The 19,924-nt window shown below is 68.3% G+C and carries 21 protein-coding genes and 6 pseudogenes; 11 read left to right on the forward strand and 16 right to left on the reverse strand.

The genetic code is table 11. The annotated features are described in order from the left end of the window. Positions 1 to 127: 127 nt before the first annotated feature. From O3W51_RS38665 to O3W51_RS38685, 5 genes and pseudogenes are all read left to right on the forward strand, one after another. Entirely contained in the window at positions 128 to 700 is a 573-nt protein-coding gene (locus O3W51_RS38665) for a TetR/AcrR family transcriptional regulator (RefSeq protein WP_269288624.1), read from the forward strand. Further along, complete coding sequence (locus O3W51_RS38670; RefSeq protein ID WP_269288619.1) at positions 697 to 1,227, forward strand: DUF2867 domain-containing protein; 531 nt, start codon at positions 697 to 699, stop codon at positions 1,225 to 1,227. Before O3W51_RS38665 ends, O3W51_RS38670 begins: the two co-directional genes overlap by 4 nt. Continuing rightward, the gene (locus O3W51_RS38675; protein ID WP_210340064.1) at positions 1,224 to 1,643 is read left to right on the forward strand and encodes a DUF6463 family protein; all 420 of its coding nucleotides are present in this window, start codon (positions 1,224 to 1,226) and stop codon (positions 1,641 to 1,643) included. The genes O3W51_RS38670 and O3W51_RS38675 overlap by 4 nt, the downstream gene beginning before the upstream one ends. Before the next feature lie 126 nt (positions 1,644 to 1,769). Further along, on the forward strand, positions 1,770 to 1,988 hold the full coding sequence (locus tag O3W51_RS38680) for a DUF3995 domain-containing protein (RefSeq protein WP_138358784.1): 219 nt from the start codon (positions 1,770 to 1,772) through the stop codon (positions 1,986 to 1,988). Next, a pseudogene (locus O3W51_RS38685) lies at positions 1,973 to 2,893 on the forward strand (integrase core domain-containing protein). Before O3W51_RS38680 ends, O3W51_RS38685 begins: the two are co-directional and overlap by 16 nt. Before the next feature lie 182 nt (positions 2,894 to 3,075). Here the strand turns inward: O3W51_RS38685 and O3W51_RS38690 are convergent. Next, complete coding sequence (locus tag O3W51_RS38690; protein WP_198359367.1) at positions 3,076 to 4,836, reverse strand: S8 family peptidase; 1,761 nt, start codon at positions 4,834 to 4,836, stop codon at positions 3,076 to 3,078. Between the two features lie 193 nt (positions 4,837 to 5,029). Between O3W51_RS38690 and O3W51_RS38695 the strand changes: the two genes are divergently transcribed. Next, the gene (locus O3W51_RS38695; RefSeq protein ID WP_269288620.1) at positions 5,030 to 5,398 is read left to right on the forward strand and encodes a replication-relaxation family protein; all 369 of its coding nucleotides are present in this window, start codon (positions 5,030 to 5,032) and stop codon (positions 5,396 to 5,398) included. On the opposite strand, the gene O3W51_RS38700 is transcribed toward O3W51_RS38695, so the two are convergent. Then, complete coding sequence (locus O3W51_RS38700) at positions 5,285 to 5,656, reverse strand: winged helix-turn-helix transcriptional regulator (protein ID WP_138358984.1); 372 nt, start codon at positions 5,654 to 5,656, stop codon at positions 5,285 to 5,287. The two genes, O3W51_RS38695 and O3W51_RS38700, sit on opposite strands and share 114 nt — an antisense overlap. A gap of 96 nt (positions 5,657 to 5,752) precedes the next feature. On the opposite strand from O3W51_RS38700, the gene O3W51_RS38705 reads away from it, so the two are divergent. Next, positions 5,753 to 6,634: an NAD(P)-dependent oxidoreductase gene (locus tag O3W51_RS38705; protein WP_269288621.1), complete on the forward strand. Its 882-nt coding sequence runs from the start codon at positions 5,753 to 5,755 to the stop codon at positions 6,632 to 6,634. Positions 6,635 to 6,716: 82 nt separating this feature from the next. Here O3W51_RS38705 and O3W51_RS38710 read toward each other — a convergent pair whose 3' ends face one another. From O3W51_RS38710 to O3W51_RS49070, 4 genes and pseudogenes are all read right to left on the reverse strand, one after another. After that, entirely contained in the window at positions 6,717 to 6,917 is a 201-nt protein-coding gene (locus tag O3W51_RS38710; protein ID WP_138358988.1) for a hypothetical protein, read from the reverse strand. Positions 6,918 to 6,984: 67 nt separating this feature from the next. After that, positions 6,985 to 7,618 (reverse strand): annotated as a pseudogene (locus O3W51_RS38715) (transposase family protein); the annotation flags it as partial. Positions 7,619 to 7,738: 120 nt separating this feature from the next. After that, positions 7,739 to 8,165 (reverse strand): annotated as a pseudogene (locus O3W51_RS38720) (NADPH-dependent F420 reductase); the annotation flags it as partial. A 249-nt stretch (positions 8,166 to 8,414) separates the two neighbouring features. Continuing rightward, positions 8,415 to 8,523 (reverse strand): annotated as a pseudogene (locus tag O3W51_RS49070) (DUF5655 domain-containing protein); the annotation flags it as partial. A gap of 77 nt (positions 8,524 to 8,600) precedes the next feature. Here O3W51_RS49070 and O3W51_RS49075 point away from each other — a divergent pair. Beyond that, positions 8,601 to 8,684, forward strand: a pseudogene (locus O3W51_RS49075) (BBE domain-containing protein); the annotation flags it as partial. A gap of 15 nt (positions 8,685 to 8,699) precedes the next feature. On the opposite strand, the gene O3W51_RS38725 reads toward O3W51_RS49075, so the two are convergent. The 6 genes from O3W51_RS38725 to O3W51_RS38750 form a co-directional block, all read right to left on the reverse strand. Continuing rightward, the gene (locus O3W51_RS38725) at positions 8,700 to 10,484 is read right to left on the reverse strand and encodes a hypothetical protein (protein WP_269288622.1); all 1,785 of its coding nucleotides are present in this window, start codon (positions 10,482 to 10,484) and stop codon (positions 8,700 to 8,702) included. Between the two features lie 30 nt (positions 10,485 to 10,514). Next, on the reverse strand, positions 10,515 to 10,937 hold the full coding sequence (locus tag O3W51_RS38730; RefSeq protein WP_138358992.1) for a hypothetical protein: 423 nt from the start codon (positions 10,935 to 10,937) through the stop codon (positions 10,515 to 10,517). Beyond that, positions 10,934 to 11,314 carry a cupin domain-containing protein gene (locus O3W51_RS38735; RefSeq protein ID WP_138358994.1) on the reverse strand — a complete coding sequence of 127 codons (381 nt, stop codon included), beginning with the start codon at positions 11,312 to 11,314 and terminating at the stop codon, positions 10,934 to 10,936. The genes O3W51_RS38730 and O3W51_RS38735 overlap by 4 nt, the downstream gene beginning before the upstream one ends. Positions 11,315 to 11,434: 120 nt before the next feature. Beyond that, on the reverse strand, positions 11,435 to 11,635 hold the full coding sequence (locus O3W51_RS38740) for a hypothetical protein (RefSeq protein WP_306665065.1): 201 nt from the start codon (positions 11,633 to 11,635) through the stop codon (positions 11,435 to 11,437). A gap of 184 nt (positions 11,636 to 11,819) precedes the next feature. Continuing rightward, positions 11,820 to 12,386 carry a hypothetical protein gene (locus O3W51_RS38745; protein ID WP_187145208.1) on the reverse strand — a complete coding sequence of 189 codons (567 nt, stop codon included), beginning with the start codon at positions 12,384 to 12,386 and terminating at the stop codon, positions 11,820 to 11,822. Between the two features lie 401 nt (positions 12,387 to 12,787). After that, a complete protein-coding gene (locus O3W51_RS38750; RefSeq protein ID WP_138358998.1) occupies positions 12,788 to 13,372 on the reverse strand; it encodes a TetR/AcrR family transcriptional regulator in 585 nt (194 codons plus the stop codon). Positions 13,373 to 13,462: 90 nt separating this feature from the next. Here O3W51_RS38750 and O3W51_RS38755 point away from each other — a divergent pair, with 90 nt between their 5' ends. Together O3W51_RS38755 and O3W51_RS38760 are read left to right on the forward strand one after the other, a co-directional pair. Next, complete coding sequence (locus O3W51_RS38755) at positions 13,463 to 13,909, forward strand: DUF1772 domain-containing protein (RefSeq protein ID WP_269288623.1); 447 nt, start codon at positions 13,463 to 13,465, stop codon at positions 13,907 to 13,909. A gap of 63 nt (positions 13,910 to 13,972) precedes the next feature. Continuing rightward, positions 13,973 to 14,323, forward strand: a complete 351-nt coding sequence (locus O3W51_RS38760) for a DUF4267 domain-containing protein (RefSeq protein WP_232486198.1) — start codon at positions 13,973 to 13,975, stop codon at positions 14,321 to 14,323. 519 nt (positions 14,324 to 14,842) lie between these two features. Here O3W51_RS38760 and O3W51_RS38765 read toward each other — a convergent pair. After that, positions 14,843 to 15,085: a hypothetical protein gene (locus tag O3W51_RS38765; protein ID WP_138359002.1), complete on the reverse strand. Its 243-nt coding sequence runs from the start codon at positions 15,083 to 15,085 to the stop codon at positions 14,843 to 14,845. A gap of 60 nt (positions 15,086 to 15,145) precedes the next feature. Between O3W51_RS38765 and O3W51_RS38770 the strand changes: the two genes are divergently transcribed. After that, positions 15,146 to 17,401, forward strand: coding sequence for a hypothetical protein (locus O3W51_RS38770; protein ID WP_138359004.1), 2,256 nt, complete (start codon positions 15,146 to 15,148; stop codon positions 17,399 to 17,401). Between the two features lie 460 nt (positions 17,402 to 17,861). On the opposite strand, the gene O3W51_RS38775 is transcribed toward O3W51_RS38770, so the two are convergent. The 3 genes and pseudogenes from O3W51_RS38775 to O3W51_RS38785 all read right to left on the reverse strand — a co-directional run. Beyond that, a complete protein-coding gene (locus O3W51_RS38775) occupies positions 17,862 to 18,185 on the reverse strand; it encodes an ankyrin repeat domain-containing protein (protein ID WP_138359006.1) in 324 nt (107 codons plus the stop codon). A 118-nt stretch (positions 18,186 to 18,303) separates the two neighbouring features. Beyond that, positions 18,304 to 18,699 carry a hypothetical protein gene (locus tag O3W51_RS38780; RefSeq protein ID WP_138359008.1) on the reverse strand — a complete coding sequence of 132 codons (396 nt, stop codon included), beginning with the start codon at positions 18,697 to 18,699 and terminating at the stop codon, positions 18,304 to 18,306. Between the two features lie 635 nt (positions 18,700 to 19,334). Next, positions 19,335 to 19,811 (reverse strand): annotated as a pseudogene (locus O3W51_RS38785) (transposase); the annotation flags it as partial. Between the last annotated feature and the right edge of the window lie 113 nt (positions 19,812 to 19,924).

Below are 19,924 nucleotides of genomic sequence, written 5' to 3' on the forward strand. Positions count from 1 at the left end.
GATTCACCGTTGATGGTTCTTGGCGTTCAGCCTGCTTGTCCCCTGGTCAGAGCTAGCTCACTCGGACAGGGAGCTCCTCTGCTACTCTTTCCATACCAAACTTTCTGGTATGGAGTGAGGGATCATGATGAGCGCGGGAAAGCCGGCGTGGCTGGCCGAGGGGTTGGCGTTGCTGGCCGAACAGGGAGCCCCGGCGGTGACCCTGGACCGGCTGTGCGAGCGGATGGGCATGTCAAAGGGTTCCTTCTACCACCACTTCGGGTCGATGCCGAAGTATCGGCGCGGCTTGCTCTCCCACTTCGAGGTTGAACACACCACGGCGATCATCGATGCGGTGCAGGCGCTCGCCGAGCTGCCCGCGCGGGAGCGGCTGGGCCGGCTCGTCGTGGAGGCGATCAAGGACACCGGTCCGGATCTGGAGATCGCCATGCGGGCCTGGGCGAAACAGGACCCTGAAGCGGCTTCGGTCCAGGGACGCGTGGACGCGACTCGGATCGCCTATCTGCGCGATCTCTGCCATGAGGCCGGGCACCCCCAACCGGAACAGATGGCCACGCTTCTGTACGTGATGTGGATTGGGGCGGCGCACCTGATGCCCCCGCTTCCGGGCGCGCAGCTGCGCGGCCTGTACGAGGCGATGCTCGCTCTGCTGGATCGGCCCACCTCGTACGCCTCGGCCATCGAGGAGAGTGCGCCGTGAGCCTCATTGGCACCGTGCCCGAGCTGGCGTCTCTGCTCGCCGACGCCGACCACGTCGATGTGAAGGCAGCCGAGTGCGAGTCCACTCTTCGCGGGTTCCTCGCAGCGGCCATGGGGCGACGGCCCGCCTGGATGAGGACCCTGTTTCGCGGCAGGGCGGTCGTCGCCCGGCTGCTGCGGCTGCGTGAATCGGGCGTCCCGGCCGGCGTGCCGTTGCGACCCGAGGATATCTCCTTCACACCGGGCGACAAGGTCGCGTTCTTCACCGTCAGCGCCGCCGCCGAGGACCGGTTCATCGTCCTGGAGTCAGCCGACACGCATCTGATCGGGTATCTCGCTGTCCTCGCTGGGCCGTCGGCAGGTGGTCGCACCAGGTTCGAGGTGGTCACGATCGTGCGCTACCGCCGCTGGACCGGTCCGCTCTACTTCAATCTCATCCGTCCCTTCCATCACCTGGTGGTCCGCAGCATGACCAACGCGGGCAGCCGCCCAGCCCCTGGCACTGTAGAGAGGATCACACCGAAATGAGCACCCCGGCCCGTTCGACTCCCCGCATACCCGAGTCCGCGCGGCTCGCGCGTTGGGTTCCCCGCCTGATTCTCGCTGGCGCCACCGTCCACATGGTGGGGGCCGCAGCCAACTCGAGGTGGCGGGGCATCTTCTCCGACGGCCTATGGAACACCGTGGGCGCGGGCAACGACGCCCGTGTGGCGACCCTCTGGTTCATGATCGGCGGAATAGCCCTCTTCGGCCTCGGCATCCTCACCCGCACATCCGTGATGCGCACCGGGAAGGTACCCGTCGAGACCGGATGGATCCTGCTGGGGCTCGGGATACCGATCGCACTGCTGGAGCCCGCGTCCGGCGCGTGGCTGCTGATCGCGATCGGCGTCTTGGCCCTGGTGACGGCCCGCCAGGGCAAGGAGCACGCCGATGTGGCGTGACGGCACGACCATGATTGCCGCGGTGGCCCTGACCGCGGTCGGCACACTGCACGTGGTGTGGGCGCTCACTCCCTGGCCGGCCCGCTCCTATCCGGAGTTGGGCCGCTTCGTCTACGGAGGGCTGGCATGCCGCCCAAACCGGCCTGCCTACTGGTCGGGTCCGGTCTGCTGGGCGCGGCTTACTGCCTGCTCGCCCTCGCCGACTTCACTCCGGAACTCGGCCCGCACTGGCTCTATCGCGTCGGTATCTGGGCCCTGACCGTGTTACTCCTGCTGCGTGGGCTGGCCGGCCCGCCGTTCAGCCTGCGCGGGGAACCCGAGTTCGTGCGCTGGAACGGGCCTTGACCCAAGGCCCGGCGGCGCTGTCCGCACTGATACCCCGTCACCGCTGGTGCGGAGTTTTCCCGGTGACCCCCGCCTGGCACCGCCGCTGATCGCCGCGAAGTGGGACTACTCCGCACGTCCCGGCCGTACCGGTCGCCCGCGGACTGCCGCCGTGCTCAGGAAGCTCGTACTGCGGCTGGCGCGGGAGAACCCGCGTTGGGGACACAGGGGGATCCAGGGCGAGCTGGCACGGCTCGGACATCCGATCGCCGCGTCCACCGTGTGGGAGATCCTGCACGCGACGGGGATCGACCCGGCCCGTGCCGCTCCGGCCCGACCTGGCGGCAATTCCTGGCAGCCCAGGCCGAGGGCATCGTCGCGGTCGACTTCTTGCACGTGGACACCGCGCTGGGCCACAGGTTGTATGCCCTGGCGTTTCTCGAACACGGCACGCCGCGCCTGCAACTCACCGGTGTCACCGCCCATCCCACGCGGGACTGGGCCACCCAGCAGGCGCGCAACGTGGCCGCCGATCTGGGCACGCGCATGGAGTCGCTGAGGTTCCTGCTGCGCGACCGCGACGGCAAGTACGGCCCAGCCTTCGACGCCGTTTTCGAGTCCGAGGACCTGGACGTGGTCTTGAGCGCCCCGCGGGCGCCTCGAATGAACGCGCACTGCGAACGGGTGATCGGCAGTATCCGGCGCGAGGTACTCGACCACATTCCGATCACGTGCGAGGCCCACGCCCGACAAATCCTGAACGCCTACCAGCAGCACTACAACGGACAGCGGCCCCACCGAGCCCGCCAACAGCTACCGCCCGACGCGGATCAGCAGACCGCCCCCGTCCACGACCTCGAAGGCCGCAGGCTCCTGCGCACCCGCATTCTCGGGGCATCCTCAACGAGTACCGGTACGCGGGCTGACGTGCAGCGATGACTTTCCGAGCCCCACAGGCCCCGACCGCGGCGTACACCGCCGCCGAGGCCCATGTGCCCTCTGCCGCCCAGCAGTTCGCAGCCATGGCCGAAAGGACCGCAGCCCGCCTTGTCCGCGGAGCTGTCGCCGGCGCAGTGCGTGCTGTACGCGGGCGTTGCCGGGCCCTGCGCTAGAAGGTCAGGTTCCAGGCGTCGATCTTGCCTGTGTCGGAGGCGGCGTTGTCGTTGACGCGCAGCTTCCAGGTGCCGTTCGCGACCTCCGAGGAGGCGTTCACGGTGTAGGTCTGGGCGATGTTGTCGGCGCTGCCGCCGGCGTGGTTGTGCAGCGTGTAGACGCTGCCGTCCGGCGCCACCAGGTCGACCTTCAGGTCACCGATGTAGGTGTGCTTGATGTCCACACCCACCTTGAGGGTGGCTGGGGCGTTGCCGGTCACGCCGGTGACGGCGATCGGGCTCTCCACGGTCGCGTTGTCGTTGATGGAGAAGTCCGCGAGGTTCTCGAAGTACTTGCCGGGCGGCGGGGTGGTCCCGACGGCCTTGAGGGCGTCGGCCTGTCCCTCGCCGAAGAACGAGTTGTTGGCCGTCGTGCCCGTGCAGCGGCCGTCCGAGGGGCAGGCGATGTCGTTGGCCTGGGCGGCCAGCTTGGCGCGGATCTGCGCCGGGGTGATGCCCGGGTTGGCGCTGGCGATGAGTGCCGCCACGCCGACGACGTGCGGGGTGGCCATCGAGGTGCCGCTCTTGCTGCCGTAGCCGCCGCCGGGGACGGTGGAGTACACGTTGCTGCCCGGCGCCGCGACGTCGATGACGCTCTGGCCGTAGTTGGAGAACGAGGCCTTGGTGACGCCCGTGCCGTTGGCCGCGACCGTGACCACGCCCGGCAGCTCGGTCGGGATGTCGAGGCAGGCGTTGGTGATGGTGCGGGTGACCGGTGTCGAGTCGTTCGGGCTCGCGGAGTCGGTCGTCTTGTGGGCGAGATCGTAGTTCTCGTTGCCCGCGGCGGCGATCTGGAGGGAGCCCTTGCCCTCGGCGTACTCCTGGGCGCGCTTGACGCCCTCGATGATGGCGGCCTGGTCGATGTTGTCCGGGCAGTTGAACTGCCACGGGTCCGTGTAATAGCTGTTATTGGTGACCTTGAAGCCGTGGTCACCGGCCCAGACGAAGCCGCAGATGGTGTTCTCGGCGAAGAAGAAGGAGTTGCCCGGCTCGGCGACCCGGACCGCGGAGATCGTCACCCCGGGGGCGACGCCGACGACGCCCTTGCCGTTCTTGGCCGCGGCGATGGTGCCCGCTACGTGGGTGCCGTGCGTGTCGACGTCCCGCCAGGCGCCGGCACGGGTGTCGGGCTTGCCGTAGGCGCAGGAGACCGAGTCGGCCGCGTCGAAGTTGGGCGCCAGGTCCTGGTGCTGGTCGTCCACACCGGTGTCCAGGATGCCGACCTTGACTGAGGCGGAGCCCAGGTTCACGGCCCAGGCCTGGTCGGCCTTGATCTGGCTCATGTCGGCCCGGACCGGTTCTCCGGCCGGGGTCGAGGCCTGAGCCGGATTGGCCGGGAGCGCCGGGTTGTAGGCGTCGGCTGGGACGTCCGAGGTGCGCGTGGCGCCGACCTGCTGCACGCCGGCGACGCCGCGCATGGTGGCGGCGAATCCGCTGGACGCCGAGTGGGCGACGATCACGCCGATGGCGTCGTAGTTCGAGAAGACGGTGCCGCCGTTGGCCGCGATCGCGGAGCGGACCGCCGAACTGTCACCGGGGGCGGTGATCACGAGGTAGGCACGCGTGCCGGCCACCCAGGCCGCACTCTGGGAAGCCGGCACGGCGGCCGGAGCGTGGGCCTTGGCGGCCGGCGCGGTGGAGGGGGCGACGGGGAGGGAGCCCGCGAGGGCGCCCGGGGCGCCGAACGCGAGGGCGGCGCCGAGCGTGGCCGCCAGCACCAGCGTGCGTCTGGGGCGGCTGGATATGTGGGGTATCAATGCGTCCTCCGGAGACGGCCCGGTCGTGCTGAGGGCACCGGCCGGGCCGTACGAAACGAGTGGTGAATGCAAGATGTCAGACGGGTCCTCCTGTACGGAAGTACCTTTCCGAGCCGCGACGTTATAGGGGCATGGCTGAAAAGCCCCGCTGGGGGTGCTGGCGCAGTGGCGCAGTACCGGATTGGTCACCACCGAGCAGATGCACCGGGTGATCGCTCCCTCTGCGCGTATCGGGCAGACCCGGCGGCGGCTGGCCCGGCTGGGCGTTGAGGGGCTGGTCGACCGCATCACCCTGCCGCAGGCCGGACGGACCCCGGTGTGGTTCTCCACGGCGTACGGCGTGCAAGTCGTCGCACCCCCTCAGAGGGGAGAGGGTGTTCCGTCCCGTTGTTTCATCCCGGATCGTTCACTACAGGCACTGGCCTGCCGTCTCCTCCAGCCCTCGACTGATCGGCCGCTCGCGACCCCAGGCGGCCAGCGGCTGGAGTGCGTCGTTGAGGCGCTTGCCGTCCTCGGTCAGTGAGTACTCGACGCGGGGCGGCACCTCGTCGTAGGAGACACGGTGCACGACACCGTCCGCTTCCAGCTCACGCAGGTGAGAGGCCAGCACCTTCTCGGTGATCCCCGGAAGCAGTCGACGCAGCTCGCCGAAGCGACGGCAGGGATGTTCGTGGAGCGCCCAGAGAATCAGCACCTTCCACTTGCCGCCGATCACCTCCATCGCGGTGTCGATCCCGCAGACGTGTCCGTCTGGCGTGCCCGGCCGGTTCAGCCTTGTCATGCCCCACCCTTCCGACGTGCTCGCTCACCCCGGGGTAACCACCCACTGTCAAGTGCGTACTTGATCACCCCCGGACTTGTGGCCAGCCTAGTCGGCATGGCACAGAACACTGTTGAGAAGACTCCCGTCACACTGCTGGGCCTCGGCGTGATGGGCACCGCGCTGGCCCGTACCTGGCTTGCCGCCGGCCACCCGCTGACCGTCTGGAACCGCACCCCGGCCCGCGCCACGGCGCTCGCCGCTGAGGGGGCAAGGGTCGCGGACACCGCCGCTGAGGCGGTCGCAGCGAACACCCTGGTCGTCGTTTGCCTGTTGGACGACACCTCGGTCGACGGGGTGCTGGCCGGCACCGACCTGGTCGACAGGGACCTGGTCAACCTGACCACCAGCACCCCTGCCCAGGCCCGCGCCCGCGCCGAGTGGGCCCGCGAGCGCGGCGCCCGCTACCTGGACGGCGGGATCATGGCCGTCCCTCCAATGATCGGCGTCCCGGAAGCTGGCGGCTACGTCTTCTACAGCGGCTCGCCAGAGCTGTTCGAGCGACACAAGCAGACCCTGGGCGTCCCGGTTGGCACTACCTACGTCGGCGAGAACGCGGGCTTCGCGGCCCTGCACGACGTGGCTCTGCTCAGCGCCATGTACGGGATGTTCGCCGGGTCCGCGCACGCCTTCGCTCTGATCCGCAACGAGGACATCGACCCCGAGGCGCTCGCCCCGTTGCTCGCCGACTGGCTCGTCGCGATGGCCCCGGCAGTTCACCAAACGGCCAACCAGCTGCGGAGCGGTGACTACACCAAGGGTGTCGTCTCCAACCTAGCTATGCAGGTGGTTGGCACGCCGACCTTCCTGAGCACCGCCGAGCAGCAGGGGGTCAGCCCGGAACTGCTCAGCCCCTACTTCGAGCTGATGCGCCGCCGCCTGGCCGAGGGCAGCGGCGAGGAGGACCTGACGGGCGTGATCGACCTGCTGGTGAACTGACCGGCCACTTGCCGCCCGAGAAGCGACCTTGCTGGTCACAGGTCTCTACGAGTAGCTGTGAGCAGCACTTTCGCTACACGCCCTAGTCGCCAACGCCGCTGCCGCTGGATTGGTTCACGCTCCCGCGCCGGCTTTTCCCGGAGCGACGCAGCACCTCGCCGGCGGTGAGCGTCACGAACGCCACGACACGGACCCAGCGGGGCCCGCCACGCTCCGCCCACACCACGCATGCGCACCCGCCGACCGCGAGCGCCAGGACGCCGAGCAGTACCAGAACGATCATGTTCCCCTCCCCCGCGCTTGTCTTTAATACGGTCCCGGTAATCCTCTCAGACCGGGAAGGGTGCCCTTGCTCGAGCCTGGGCGAGGGCGCGGTTCACGGTGCGCTGCGTGGGGTGAGTTCCCCGCCGGGCGGACGTCTCAGGCCAGTGGTGACGTGCAGGCCGCACCGGTGCAGGCGCGGTCGGCGAGGACGGGGACGGGGACGCCCTGGCGTTCGCAGATCCGGATGAACTTGTGGGTGCGGGCCGCGGTCAGGTCGTGGGTGGGGCCCGGCAGCGCGGGCGAGATCCACAGAACCTCGCCGATCGGGTCGGTGACGACCTGGAGGTTCACGTGGTGGCGGCGGTGCTTGGCGGAGCATTCGGCGCGGCTGCCGCCGACGCGGTAGCACTCGGCGAGGGTGCCGTCCAGAAGGACGAACTCGGGATCGTGCTCGCGCAGCGTCTTCAGCAGGCCCGGGGCCCGGTCGGCGAGCAGGCCCGTGACGGTGGTGACTTAGGCGTGGGCGATGCCGACGGATATCCCGAAGCCGGCCGCGATCCGGGCGAGGGTGTCGTGGCGGTGCAGGTACACCAGCGCGACGAGTGCGCGACGGTGCGGCGGGAGTATGCAGCGCCTGTCACCCTCACGGGTGACGATGAGCATCGTGACCCACTCCACCAGGGTGTGCGGGAGGTCGAGTGCGGCGGGATAGGGAACCAACAGGACTCCCGTGTCGGCGGGTTGAGACTTCGAACACCTCCCTCAACAGCGTGCCCGCGTATGGGAAGTGTGAAGCCAGGCTTCATTGGCGAGTCCTTCGGTGATCCGTGAACCGTTCGCTCAGACGGGAAGTTGGGTGATACTGAGGGCGAAGTCCAAGTTCCCCACCCCGTGGTTGGCGAGGCCCACCGTGACCCCCAGCTCCTTCCAGCCAGTGCGCCATTTTCAGGCCGCCGACGTCCAGAGGGCGCAGCCCGAGGCTCTCGATGAACGCCTCCACACTTGCCTTGGCCTGCGCATTATCGCCAGCGAAGAAGACGTCGGGCCGACCCTTCTCCAGGACATGGCGGAAGATGGTGTTGAACGCCTTCACCACGCTGGCGCCGGCCGGGGCCGCCTTGGCGACTTCCTGCGCGATCGAGGTCTCCCCGCGGTGGGCCAGCCCGTCGAACGTGGAATTGAAGGGATTGCTGATGTCGACGATGACCTTGCCCGCGAGAGCGTCTCCGTACTGGGTGATGACCGGCACGACACCGTCGTGCAACAGGCCCGAATCCGCTGGCATTCACGGAACTGGCCGCCCGCCCGTTGAAGGCCGCAGCAGCAGAAACCGCCGGGGAGACGGCGAACCCCGAGGCCCCGCCGACGTGGTCGGCCTTGCGGCTGCCGGCCCCGCACGCTGCCGTAGTGCTGAACAGCCTCAGCGCTCTGCCGGACAGCTCGACGGCACGGTAGCCCTGTCCGTCGCGGACCTCGCCCTGCCTCCGTCACCCGATCAGTGGCCACGCTGAAAATGCTCACTGCCGAAGAGTCGGTAGCGGACCAGGTCGATCGACCTGTTCGCGTATGGCGTGGACGTCGTAGCGCGTGAAGTCGCCGGCGTTACAGATCAGGCGCGGCCCGTCCACCGGGACGGCGGACGGGCCGCGAAATGTTCGGCGATGCAAGATCACAGGGCTGATCCGGGCCTCAACTCTGGCCGGGCCACCACTATCGGCTCCCGTGGATCAAGTTCGCATACGACCCGGACAACTTCTTCCACGCCAACCAGAGCATTCAATATTAGCCCGCCGAAAAACAATTACTCTTCGGATTTCGGGGTGTCGAGCAGCCAGCTCACCGGCCGCGAAGGGTCCGGGTCATAGCGACAGGACGCTCCCGTGTGAATGGTGTCGCGCAGTAGCCGGGCGAGTTGGGCGTCGTGGTGGTCGATGCGGTCGAGGGTCGACGCGATCGCCTTGCGCACGGCGATTCTGGCTCGCTCGTGCGCTGAGGTGAAGCGTCGGCGTCGACCGCCGAGGCCGGTAGCAGTGCGGACCTCGGCGAGTAGGGCCTCGCGTTCGAGGCGCAGCCGGTCGAGTCTGGCGTGGTCGGTCCACGACTCGGCTTCGTCCAGCTCAGCGTCGATATCACGCAGCCGGTGGTGGTAGGCCACCAGGGCCTGTTTGTCGATGATTTCGGCTGTGTCCGATTCCGTGACGACTCCGGCATGACCCGGTGCTGCGGCGGACAGGTCGAGCACGCTCAATTCGACGCCTGGGCTGCGGAGGAGTTCACGCAGGTAGAAGAGTCCCTTGAGGTCTGACAGCACGATCTTCGTGCCGTTGGTGCCGACGACCCAGCCGAGTTCGCCGTCTCGGTGCAGGTGCACGGTGACGGGAGGGGTTGTAGGTGTCGCCGCCGCGGGAGCGATGAGCCGGTCCCGCCACCAGGCGGCTCCGATCCGCTGGTAGGCGGATGCCGCGTTGTGGCGCCACCGCGTCGTGTCGGGTCTGCCGAGTACTTGTTCGGCGCGATGGAGGTAGTCGTCGACCACGCCGTGGAAGGTCACCGCGCCGGCGTTGAGTACCGCTCGGCCGGCAAAGGGTTCCAGCAGGCGGGCGCCGTCGGCGACGATCTCATCGCTGTGCAGCGCGGCGGCGACATCGACGAGCGAAGTGACGGTGAGTAGGAAGTCGACATCGCGGGGCACAGTCGCCAGCCCGGCGCCGGCGAGCTGGTGCAGCAGCTGCTCCGCGCGGTTGGGTTCGTCTGCGGCGAGCCAGAACACCGCGGCTTCGGCGGACACCGAGGGCACTCCCTCGCTGGAGCCGTATGCCTCGAACGCGGCGGCCTCGCTCCGCAGCGTCTCGGCGTCACCGACGTGTCGTGCCCGGGCGGCGACGAGGCTGTGCACGACCGCCTCCCGGTCGGGCTCGGCGGCCTGGCCTCCGAGGTCGTGGGTGATCGGGATGAGCCGATCGGCTGTGTCGATGTCGCCGGTGGCAAGGGCGTACATGGCCCGGCGGGACGCGGCGAAGAAGGCGGCGCGGGCCGAGCCCGACTCCTCGGCGATCATGTCGAGCGCCCGAAGCTGGCGCTGCACAGCGACCACGTCAAGGCATTCCCACGCGGTGGTCAGACGCCACAGATGAGCGGTCAGCCGCTGCGCGGGTTCGGTGAGATGGGCCGCGGCGTCGGCCAGTCGCGCCGAGAGAGCCAGCCGTTCGGCGAAGTCGTCGGGCCCCCAACTGGCGAGCAGCGCGGCGTCGAGGGCGTCGGCGACGACCTCGGGATCGCCGAGGCGGTCGGCGAGCGCGACTGCTTCCCGGGCGAATGCCACCGCTCGCTGGGTCTCGCCTCCGTAGGCCCACGCCCGCGCGAGCGCGGCGGCGAGCCGGCATCGGCTCGCCGGCTCGACCGCCACGGTGTACGCCTCGTGGATCAAGGCAGGCACGTGACCCGGATGTGTGCCGAAGTACTGACTCGACGGCAGTCTCAGTGCCGCCGCAGCCATGAGTTCGGCGTCGCCGTTGTCGCGGGCCTCGTAGTAGGCCGCCAGCAGTGCCGCTCGGGCGGCGGCGACCGTGCCGGCCGCAGGCTCCATGGCCAGATCATACTGCGGTCCGGCCCGCGGTCACGGTCTGTGCAGCCGCACGGACCTGGCGTGTTCCGCGACGCGGGCTCGATCCCAGTCGCCAGTGCAGTACACGGAGAGCTGCGAGATCGACCCGTCAGCCACGTCGGCGCGGAACAGCTCCCGGCAGTACCAGGATTCGCCGTCCTGCTCCCACTGTTCCTCGACTTCCAAAACGAAGCCCGTTGCCGTGGCGTCGTACCGGGACCGGGACACCCGGCCGGCGGCGGGGTGCCCGGCCTTGCGCAGCGCGACGAGATCGCTGATTCCCTGTGCCTGCAGGCGCCACCGCGGCAGCGTGAAGTCGCAGAACGCGTCCGGCGTGAACAGGCCCGCCGGCGGGATCCCGGTCTCGAGAAAGGTGACGAGCCGGTCGGCCAGCTCGCGGGCCGTGGTCTCAACGGTTCGCTGCGTGGTACTCATCGCGTACCTCCCGAGGCGGCCATGTTGGCGGCCACGACCGCCATCGTCTGCCGGAACTCCTTGGACGGGCTGAAGTCGACGGTCTCGGTCCCCGCCGTCACGACGGGCACGTGGCCGGGCGGGGCATAGTAGACGTCGCCGGCTTCGTAGGTCTCGGTGCGGTCACGGTAGCGGAGCAGGAGCCGGCCGGAGAACACCATGCCCCAGTGCGGGCACTGGCACCGGTCGTCGGGCAACCCGCGAAACGCCTCCGTGCCGTCCGCGTCGCCGGGAAAGGTCTCGAAGGAGACCGTGTAGTCGTCAAGCTCGATGTACCGGCCCTGGATGACTGGTGCGTCGACGAGGAGCGGAGCCTCGTCCTTGCATGTGCGCGGCATGATGGCCTCCTCAGCGGTTGTGCTGTCACCAAGAAGGCGTGACATAGAGGCATCACATTGTGACGTCACGCTCCGTACGGTCGGCCCGCCGCCACACACCAGACGCGATCTTGATGACCGTCAACTTCGCCGCGCCGGCCGGACGGCGGCGTGAGCATCCTGCCGCTGTCCAGCGCGCAGGAACCGGATGAGGAGGGCGCCGGCCAGGATGAGGAAGGCGATGTTGAGGAACGTCGTGTAGTTCCAGGTGACGCCCTCCATGGGGAGCTTCGCGTCGGCCTGGTCGGGGATCAGGCCGATACCGCCGAAGGTGAACTCCACGATTGCCCGCCAGCAGGCCGACCGCGGACTGGCCGGCTCCGTGGAGGGCCACGCCGCGCAGTTCACCGCGGCGGAATTCGTCGGCGGCCCCATCATGATCGTCGTCCTGGCGGTGCTGTTCCGACTGTCCCTCCGGGACAAGCTCCTGCGCCTCGGGAACATCCCGAACGGAGACTCCTCGCCCTCACCACGCCGACGCGTAGGACACGCCGATAGTGCGGTCAACGGGTCTGTGCAGCGCCTTGCCGGAGTACGACAGCCGCAGCGAGAACAAGTAACAACGGGTGGGCACCCCCGCCAGCACGATGTGGACATCACCGAAGTCGACCTCCGCTTCGTCCCCCGGCATGTGGGACTGCGGGCCGAACATCTCCTCCGGCCCGGGTCCGGCCTCCCACCGGATCTCCTTGCGCCGCACAGCGACGTAGGCGCGGACCATCTGGTAGGAGATCCCGGCCGCCGCGTGCTCGTCCAGCAGCCGGTCGAAGATCCTCTTCACGGTGTGCTTCTGCTTCGGCGGCGCGTCGAGGTCTGCCTCCAGCATTCCATCGATCACCGGCTTATACGGGTCCAGCCTGGTCGGACGCGGTGCCTGCTTCTTCCGGGGCTCAGGCCAGTTCGAGTCCAGGGCCTTGCGGATCGTCCGCCAGGTCGCCCCGTACTTGCGCTCCAGAGCGCGCATCGACAGGCCGGCACGCTGGTCACGGCGGATCGCCGCGTACAGCTCGACCTTGCTCGTCGATATGTGCATTCGGACCCCCAGCGGGAGAAGCACACCGATCGTCCCACTGCAAGGACATCACCCTTCTCAATACGAAGCCGCCTTCCGCACTGAACGACAAACACCTCCCCTACTCACCTACATAGCCATGCGCTCAAAGGCGAAGCCGCGCCGCCTTCGCGTGGCGCGCCACCAAGCAGTCACAAGTACTGAATTCAGCCGTGGAAACATGATGGCGAGCATGCGTCAGTGGCCGCCGCGCAGCCCCGTCACAGCGACCTCGACGAGGCGGCGCACTGCGACCTTGGCCGTAACAACGCGTAGAGGCAGCAACTCGCGAGTTCTTCGGGGGAAACGTCATCCCGGCGATGCCGCAGGCAGGCAGCGGCGGGGCCCGAGGGCCCCGGCCGCGTGCCCGCCGGGATGGTGTGTCAGACCATGGCGATGGCGAGCCGGTCCACCAGCAGCTCCACCCTCGGCTCGGTGTGCTCCGGCGGCAGCCGTCCCGACCGGGTCAGGGTCGCCACCCCGTGCAGGGACGCCCAGAACACCTCGGTGAACAGCCCCGAGTCGACGCCGTCCCCGGCGACCTCTCCGAGGCACTCCAGCAGCGCGGCGAAAGCGTCCTTGAGAGGTGCCGGGGTGTCCTCCTGTGCGTACGCCAGACCGCCGTCGAGCTGGAAGATCGCGTCGTATACCGCCGGGTTGCGTGCGGCGAAGGCGAGGTAGGAGCGCGCGAGGGCGGCGACCCGCTCGCGCGGGCCGTCCACGGCGGCGGTCGCGGCCCGCACCGCCGCGGCCAGCTCGGTGGCGCCCTGGAGGGCGACGGCGCCGATGATCTCGCGCTTGCCGCGGAAATGGCTGTAGAGGACGGGCTGGCTGTACTCGATGCGTTCGGCGAGCCGGCGGGTGGTGACCGCGTCCCAGCCCTGCTGCTCGGCGAGTTCACGGGCTGTCGCCACGATGAGGCGCTCGCGCTCCGCCCGTTCGCGTTCCTTGCGTTCCTGTACCGACATGATTCGATGCTAGCACTGCTAGACAAGAGAGCGGCAGCAGTACTAGCGTTGACTCGTCAGCTAGCAGCACTAGATGCCAAGAGGGTCATCATGCTCAACGCACTCGAGGTCGTCACCACCGTGATCGTCGGCGTGATGGTGGGGGTGGAGTTCTGCGTCGCCTTCGTCATGGGCCCGATCCTCAACGCCCTCCCGGAGGACAGCGGCCAACTCGGCCACGCCCACGGGGGCCGGATGCTCGGCGCCGTGATGCCGTTCTGGTACATCGGCTCGCTCGTCCTGGTCGGCATCTGGGCTTTCGCCGGGTGGGACCACCAGGACACCGGCCTCGTCGTCACCGCCGGGACGCTTCTGATCCTCAGCGTGGCCATGTCGCTTCTGCTGCTCGTTCCGATCAACAACCGGAACAAGACATGGACCGTTGACAACCGGCCCGCCGACTGGAAGCAGCAGCTGAACCGCTGGGAGCGTCTCCACTACATCCGCGTCGCCGTCATCATCGCCGCCTTCGCCCTGCTGGTCACTGCCCTCACCTGAGCCCACGGGCTCACCCGCCCGGTCGTCAGCCGCAGCTCACGAAGACTCGCAAGGGGAAGAACGATGTCGCTAAAGAAGATCAACACCGTCCTGGCCGCCGCCTTCATCCTCTTCATCCTCTGGTTCGGGACGGAGTTCATCCTGAGCCCGGAGACGACGGCCCCGGGCTTCGGCCTCCCGAGCTGGCCGTCCGGCGACGGCGGCGGCTTCCTGATCATCAAGGGAATCCGCGACGTCGTCCTGGCCCTGGTCCTCGGCATCCTGCTGGTGACGGACCACCGCCGGGCGCTGGGCTGGGTGCTGCCTACGCCCGCGAACCGCCTGCAACACAAGGCCCAGCCCTACCCGACCCAGACACCCCGCCGCCGGGTGAGCCGGCGGCGGGCGGCAGGGGATGACATCCGGCGCGACTGAGGCAGGCACCCCTCCCGTCACCGCCTGGATGGCGTTCGGCACCAAGCAGCAGCGCGCCGACATGCGGCCGCTGTGCCAGCACGGCACGGTCTCGGCATCCTCGGCCCGGCGGCACGAAGTTTAAGTGCGTGGCGTGGCCAGGTCGTTGACACGGGCGGCGGTAGCAGGCGGCGTAGGCGGGAGTTTTGCGACGCGCTGCACCGGCTCGGAGTTCCTGTCGATCTCCAGCATCCGCAACGGTGGCCCGGCCTCCTTCGCGCGCAGCACCCCCTGTGCACGCACGTGTCGCCTGGCCGAGGTGGCCAGCGCGTGGGAGCTGCGGCCCGCCAGGAGGTGATATCACCGATGCCGCCCTGGGTGAACGCGACGACGGCGGCGTTGACGCTCATCGCGCGCAGTGCCACCACGCCCCGCACCACCGTCCGCAGTCTCACGGGGGCATATACATCTGTCGTTCCCCCAGCGGTTCGCTGACAAGGTGGTGCCGGTCGTACCCGGGGGCTGCTGACGACCCTTCAGTTATCGGCGGATGTTAACGGTCACCTGGATGCCGCCGGCGGTGCCCATGGCCCCACCGATGACACCGACCGCCACGGCGGCCTCGCCGTGGTCGGTCAGAGTCAGAATGACCACCGCGATGACGGACAGCAGTCCGGTCAAGGTGGTCAGCCAACTCAGAAGACGAACATCAGTCCGCACCCCGGCGGTGCGGCTGCGGCGGGATTGACGGTTGACCTGCGTAGCAGGTGTGGGGCGCGCCATGGTGGGCTCCTGTGTCCGTGGTCGGTTGGTCTGCGCTCCACGGTTCCGGAACCACAATTGATGCAGAACGTGACCAGGAATTACTCCAGGGGGGGAATGAACATGGCGCGTCCCGGACGGCCTGTGGAGCCTATTGACGAGGGCCTGCCCGAACCGGTGTTCAGCTGGACGACCACCGTGCGCCGTGTCGTCTTCGATCCGCTGAAGAGCGGTGATCGGCCGCTGACGCTGAAGGACATCGCCCAGCGTCTGCTGGAAACGGCACCGCCTGAAGCAACGGACGACAAGCCCGGAGCCGCGGGAGCGAAGCGGCTGGGTGCGTTGCGGTCGGGGCGTAGCGAGGCCTCGGTGCAGCGGATGATCCAGGGCCGGTTGGTGCCCACGCGGGATGTTGTTTTCGATCTCCTACGGGTTCTTGAGGAGGAGCGTGGCGTGCCACAGCGTCACGACGTGGAGGAGCTGTGGGCGGCGTACAAGCTGGCCCTGCGAGAGCGTCTGCCGGACGTGTACGCGGTGTACGCAGTAGTCGACGGGTATGCCAGTGCGCGTTTGCTGGTGGGTTTTCAGCAGCAGCAGATCATCTGGCTCGAAAAGGATTTGATGAGGGACAAGTGCCGGGCGGTACGGGCGGACGAGCGGGTCAAGCGTGTGCTGCGGGCACAAGCTGTTCTGCGGCGGGCGCTGCGGGCGGCTGGGCAGGAAGTGGACCGGCTGCGCGTGCGGGAGCAGCGGATGAGGCAGGCGCTGGACGGTGTTTCCGCTGAGGTGGCCAGGCTGCGTCAGGACGTGGCCACGGCTCGAGCGCAGGTCGAGCACTGGCAGGAACAAGCGGAATGGCACCTGCGGGAGAAAGAGGAAGCCCGGAAGGAGTCGGCGACGGAGCGGGAGGCTTGGCAGGAGCGGGAAGCGTTGTTGCTGGAGCGGCTCGCGCAGGCCTGCGAGACCTTGCAGATCGCCGCTGAACAAGCAGCGGCGCTCAAAGCGGCCCTTCGGGTCCGGGAGACCCACTGGCGTGATCAGGCCCAGGCCGGCCACGCCGCAGCCCGCTCGGCGCTCGGCGACGCCGATGCCGCTCGCGGCCAAGCCGCCGTAGCCCTGGCCGAAGCGGAGGCCGCCCGGGAGGAAGCCACCCGCGTGCTTGCGGCACAGCAAGAGCGTGCAGACGCGCTCGGCGCCGCGGTCTGCACCGAGCAGGAACAGGCGCAGCAGACCATCAGCCGCCTGGAGGAGGAGTTGCGCCAGGCCCAGGCGCAACTGCGTGCGGCGCGGCAGAACGCGGTACGCCAGGACGCTCAACTGACCTCGTTCATTGCCGAGCGCGCACTCAACGCCGACCTCGACGACATCGTCAGCCGAGCTCTCGTCCAGCACGAGGAACTGGGCGCCGGCGAACCCGCCTGGATTGACGCACGACCTGAAGCAATCCATATCCCCAGCTCAAAGGGACATCCGCCGCCAGGCCCGAACGGGGACAGCGACGCCGCGATGGCAGCCCTTGATGCGCCACCGGGGCATGACGCCGGCCGGCCCGGCAGCCCGGTGAAGCCGCCCGAAGGCACTGGTCTGGATGCACGTGTGGTGCAGGACACCGACCAGTCGACCGTGCCGCCTTACCGATCCGTTCGGCTCCCGGACGCCCGTTTTGGTACCGGCCACACCTGTCCCCCGGGCCCAGCCGTCCGTGGGGAGGCACCCCAGAGCGTCGGCCCGCGGGCCGCGAAGGACGGAACCGCCGACCCGGACACCTGCGAGCCCCCGTCCTTTCTGGCGGTATCCGGCACAGCCGGACCCGGATCCACCGCCGGCACGCCGCAGTCCCGCGCCACAGGATCGCAAGCCGGCCGCGGGCCGGGAGAGGCCAAGCTCATCGTGCGAGGGTTCGCCGCGTGTGTTGCGGTAACCGCCCTCTTCGCTCTGTTCCTGGTCCTGCTCCCAGCTCCGCCGGGCCCCGCCACCTATGTATCGGGCAGTCAGCCCGCTATCTACCAGTCCGGTACCGGCGCTTTCGGCGAGAGCACCACCACCTACACCTGGACGGTGGGCGGCAACCGGTCCGTCCGGGCCCACTTCAAGCTGACCGACCAAGCAAGCACCATGCCTGGCCACCTCAGCGTCGAACCCGCGAAAGGCTGCCGTCCCAACGTGCAGTGGGCCCTGACCATTGACGGCAAGACCATCGCCGACGGCACCCTCACCGGCACGAACACCCACAAGATCAAAGGGACAGCCCCCAATAACGCCAAGACCCTTGACATCACCGCCACCTACGCCCAGGGCACCTGCACCGCCACCCTGTCCTGGAGCGTCGGCACCTGAAGACGCTGCCCTTGTCGCTGGCCCGCAGGGTTCGGCCGGTTCGGCTACCTCAAGCCCCGGCCCCGGCCGGGGTTCGGCCACGGCAACAACAAGCTCGAGGGCCCGTGCGGAACACCCAGGGTCGGGACGCCCTCCCCCTGCCGCCTGCCGCTGCGGTGTCGGCGTCGATCGCGTCGAACTCCATGGCCCACCGGGTGAACTCGTCTCGCCCTCGATGCGAAACCGTGGGCGGATGCGCCGATACATTCCGCTCACGCTCGCCGCAGTACTGCTGACGGCAGGCTGCGCCTCAGTAGCCCCCTTGATGTCAACGGTCATTGAGATGCCCAGGTGGGCGGTCGTCGAGAGTCCAGGCTGGTGGCCATCAGAAATCCATGCCGGTGGCCAGCGTCCTCTGAACGGTCTTGACCCGATTACCCCACGATCTTGGTTGGTGCGGTTGTTTCGGGGCCGGCTGGGGTCAGGCTCCAGCCCGCCGGGACGTCCAGGCCCGGATGAGTTCAGCGGCCAGCCAGTGGCCGCGCGTTTCTGCCTCTTCGGCGGGCGGGATGCCGTTGGCGTCCCGGAGCGGGTCGGCGCCTCGGGCCAGCAGGAAGGCGGTGACGTCCACGTGGAGTGGGTCGCCGCTTTGGACGTGGCCGTCTATTTCGACGTCGATGGCGTGCCGCAACAGGGTCCAGCCGTCACCTCTGTCGTCCTCCACGTCATATCCGCAGTCCAGGAGTTCGCGAAGCCGCGGTAGATCCTCCTGCTCGACAGCAAGGTGGCCGGGCGACAAGGACATGGGTTCCTCCGAGGGCAGGCCGCTGGCAGCGGTTGATGTCACGCCAAGAGATACCAGTTCGCGACCGGTCAAGACCGCTGGTCAGAGGACAGCTCGTGGTGTTCCTGAGAGTGAGGGGTCAGTTCAAGGCGACCACCCCCTCTCCCCAGTCGAACTGCAGCCACCGGCCCGGCTCGGGGATCCACGGACGGTAGGTCCGCCGCTTGCCGGCCTTCCACGCGGTCTTTGACGCGTTCACCGCCCGCCGGGTCGAGCGGGCGCTGCCCGGGTAGCCCATCTTCACGAGCTTGTCGTGAACCACGTCGGCACGGATCGTCGCCTTGGACTGCTCGACCCACTCCTCGATCTTCTCCAGGAAAGCGTCGATCATCTTCGGCCGCGGCTCGCGCTCGTACGGGTTGCGCCCGCTGTCTCGGGCCTCGACATAGCGTTTGACCGTCTTCGGGTCGTGTCCTGTCAGGGTGGCTGCCGACCAGACCGTCTCGGTCAGGTCGTACGCCTCGAATATTTCCATGATCTCTCTGTCAGACTTCGTCACAGGACCTCTTCGACCGGTTCGCTGATGCTTCGCAAACACCAGCAAACCGGACGGAGGGTTCTCCTTCAGATAAGGAAGCGATCAGGAACATTACAGGTCGGAGGGCCATCCACCTGGATTTCTGGTGGCCATCAGCCGGGACTCAACTAGCCGCACACCAGGACTCTGCCACGACCGCCGACATTGAACACAAAGACGGGCCGCGACCTGGTCCCGGCAAGCCGCCCCTCCCCTGCCGCTACGGAGACCTGGCCGGAGCCGGTACCGGCTCCCCTTCACGCGGAGCTCGCAATGGCCGGCCCCGATAGCGCGTCACCCATTGACGGAAGCTCGCATGAGGCGACCTCTGGTGAGCCAGCCCGTCACGCGCATTCCATCGCGCATGGCACGCGCCCGTACCGAGGCACGGTGAAGTGCCCGGGCCATCCGGCAGGCCACCCGGTCCAGGCTGCTCCTCGCTCGCAGTCGCGGCGCGGGACGGCTACCCAGCATCCGTACGCCACCTACGACAGTGCGATCGTCTGTTCCTGGGCAAAGAACAGGGGCTTGGATCCCGCGGTCACGTCCGTTGGCGTGGTGTATCGACGGCCAATCGGTGACTCGTTTTCAGGTTAGGCGGTCAGGGCTGTCGTGCTCATCTCGTCGGTGGCTTCTCCCTCGATCGGGTGGAGTCGGCAGCGGGCGAGGATCTCGCTGCCGATGTAGCGCCGGGCCTCGATCCACTCGTCGGTCTGCTCGGCCAGGACCGCACCGATCAGCCGCAGGATCGCGGGCCGGTCGGGGAAGATGCCCACGACATCGGTGCGGCGGCGGATCTCCTTGTTCAGCCGCTCCTGCGGATTGTTTGACCAGATCGACTTCCAGACCACGCGTGGGAACGCGGTGAACGCCAGTAGGTCCTCCCGGGCGGCATCCAAGTGCTCCGCTGCGGCAGGGAACTTGTCGTCGAGGGTGGTGATGACCGACGCCATCTGATGGCGGACGGCGTCGGCGTCGGGTTGTTCGAAGACCGTCCGCAACAAGGTGGCCACCCACGGCTGGGCCGACTTGGGGACCTTGCTCAGCAAGTTGCGGGCGTAGTGGAGTCGTAAAGATTCAACGTGGCGATATCGGTGCGTCCCGGTTGCCTTCGTGTTCTGCGATGGCGCTGAGGAGGTCAGCGGCGGTGGAGTAGCTTCCCTTGGAACGTGTTGCGGTGTAT

It is taken from the genome of Streptomyces sp. H39-C1 (assembly GCF_027158125.1).
GTDB lineage: Bacteria > Actinomycetota > Actinomycetes > Streptomycetales > Streptomycetaceae > Actinacidiphila > Actinacidiphila fildesensis.

Excerpts from the sequence above, each read along its gene's own strand:
- O3W51_RS38665 (WP_269288624.1), top strand. The coding sequence starts at position 128 with ATGAGCGCGGGAAAGCCGGCGTGGCTGGCCGAGGGGTTGGCGTTGCTG.
- O3W51_RS38675 (WP_210340064.1), top strand. The coding sequence starts at position 1,224 with ATGAGCACCCCGGCCCGTTCGACTCCCCGCATACCCGAGTCCGCGCGG.
- O3W51_RS38680 (WP_138358784.1), top strand. The coding sequence starts at position 1,770 with ATGCCGCCCAAACCGGCCTGCCTACTGGTCGGGTCCGGTCTGCTGGGC.
- O3W51_RS38700 (WP_138358984.1), bottom strand. The coding sequence starts at position 5,656 with ATGACAAGGCTGAACCGGCCGGGCACGCCAGACGGACACGTCTGCGGG.
- O3W51_RS38705 (WP_269288621.1), top strand. The coding sequence starts at position 5,753 with ATGGCACAGAACACTGTTGAGAAGACTCCCGTCACACTGCTGGGCCTC.
- O3W51_RS38710 (WP_138358988.1), bottom strand. The coding sequence starts at position 6,917 with ATGATCGTTCTGGTACTGCTCGGCGTCCTGGCGCTCGCGGTCGGCGGG.
- O3W51_RS38725 (WP_269288622.1), bottom strand. The coding sequence starts at position 10,484 with ATGGAGCCTGCGGCCGGCACGGTCGCCGCCGCCCGAGCGGCACTGCTG.
- O3W51_RS38730 (WP_138358992.1), bottom strand. The coding sequence starts at position 10,937 with ATGAGTACCACGCAGCGAACCGTTGAGACCACGGCCCGCGAGCTGGCC.
- O3W51_RS38735 (WP_138358994.1), bottom strand. The coding sequence starts at position 11,314 with ATGCCGCGCACATGCAAGGACGAGGCTCCGCTCCTCGTCGACGCACCA.
- O3W51_RS38745 (WP_187145208.1), bottom strand. The coding sequence starts at position 12,386 with ATGCACATATCGACGAGCAAGGTCGAGCTGTACGCGGCGATCCGCCGT.
- O3W51_RS38750 (WP_138358998.1), bottom strand. The coding sequence starts at position 13,372 with ATGTCGGTACAGGAACGCAAGGAACGCGAACGGGCGGAGCGCGAGCGC.
- O3W51_RS38755 (WP_269288623.1), top strand. The coding sequence starts at position 13,463 with ATGCTCAACGCACTCGAGGTCGTCACCACCGTGATCGTCGGCGTGATG.
- O3W51_RS38760 (WP_232486198.1), top strand. The coding sequence starts at position 13,973 with ATGTCGCTAAAGAAGATCAACACCGTCCTGGCCGCCGCCTTCATCCTC.
- O3W51_RS38765 (WP_138359002.1), bottom strand. The coding sequence starts at position 15,085 with ATGGCGCGCCCCACACCTGCTACGCAGGTCAACCGTCAATCCCGCCGC.
- O3W51_RS38770 (WP_138359004.1), top strand. The coding sequence starts at position 15,146 with ATGCAGAACGTGACCAGGAATTACTCCAGGGGGGGAATGAACATGGCG.
- O3W51_RS38775 (WP_138359006.1), bottom strand. The coding sequence starts at position 18,185 with ATGTCCTTGTCGCCCGGCCACCTTGCTGTCGAGCAGGAGGATCTACCG.
- O3W51_RS38780 (WP_138359008.1), bottom strand. The coding sequence starts at position 18,699 with ATGGAAATATTCGAGGCGTACGACCTGACCGAGACGGTCTGGTCGGCA.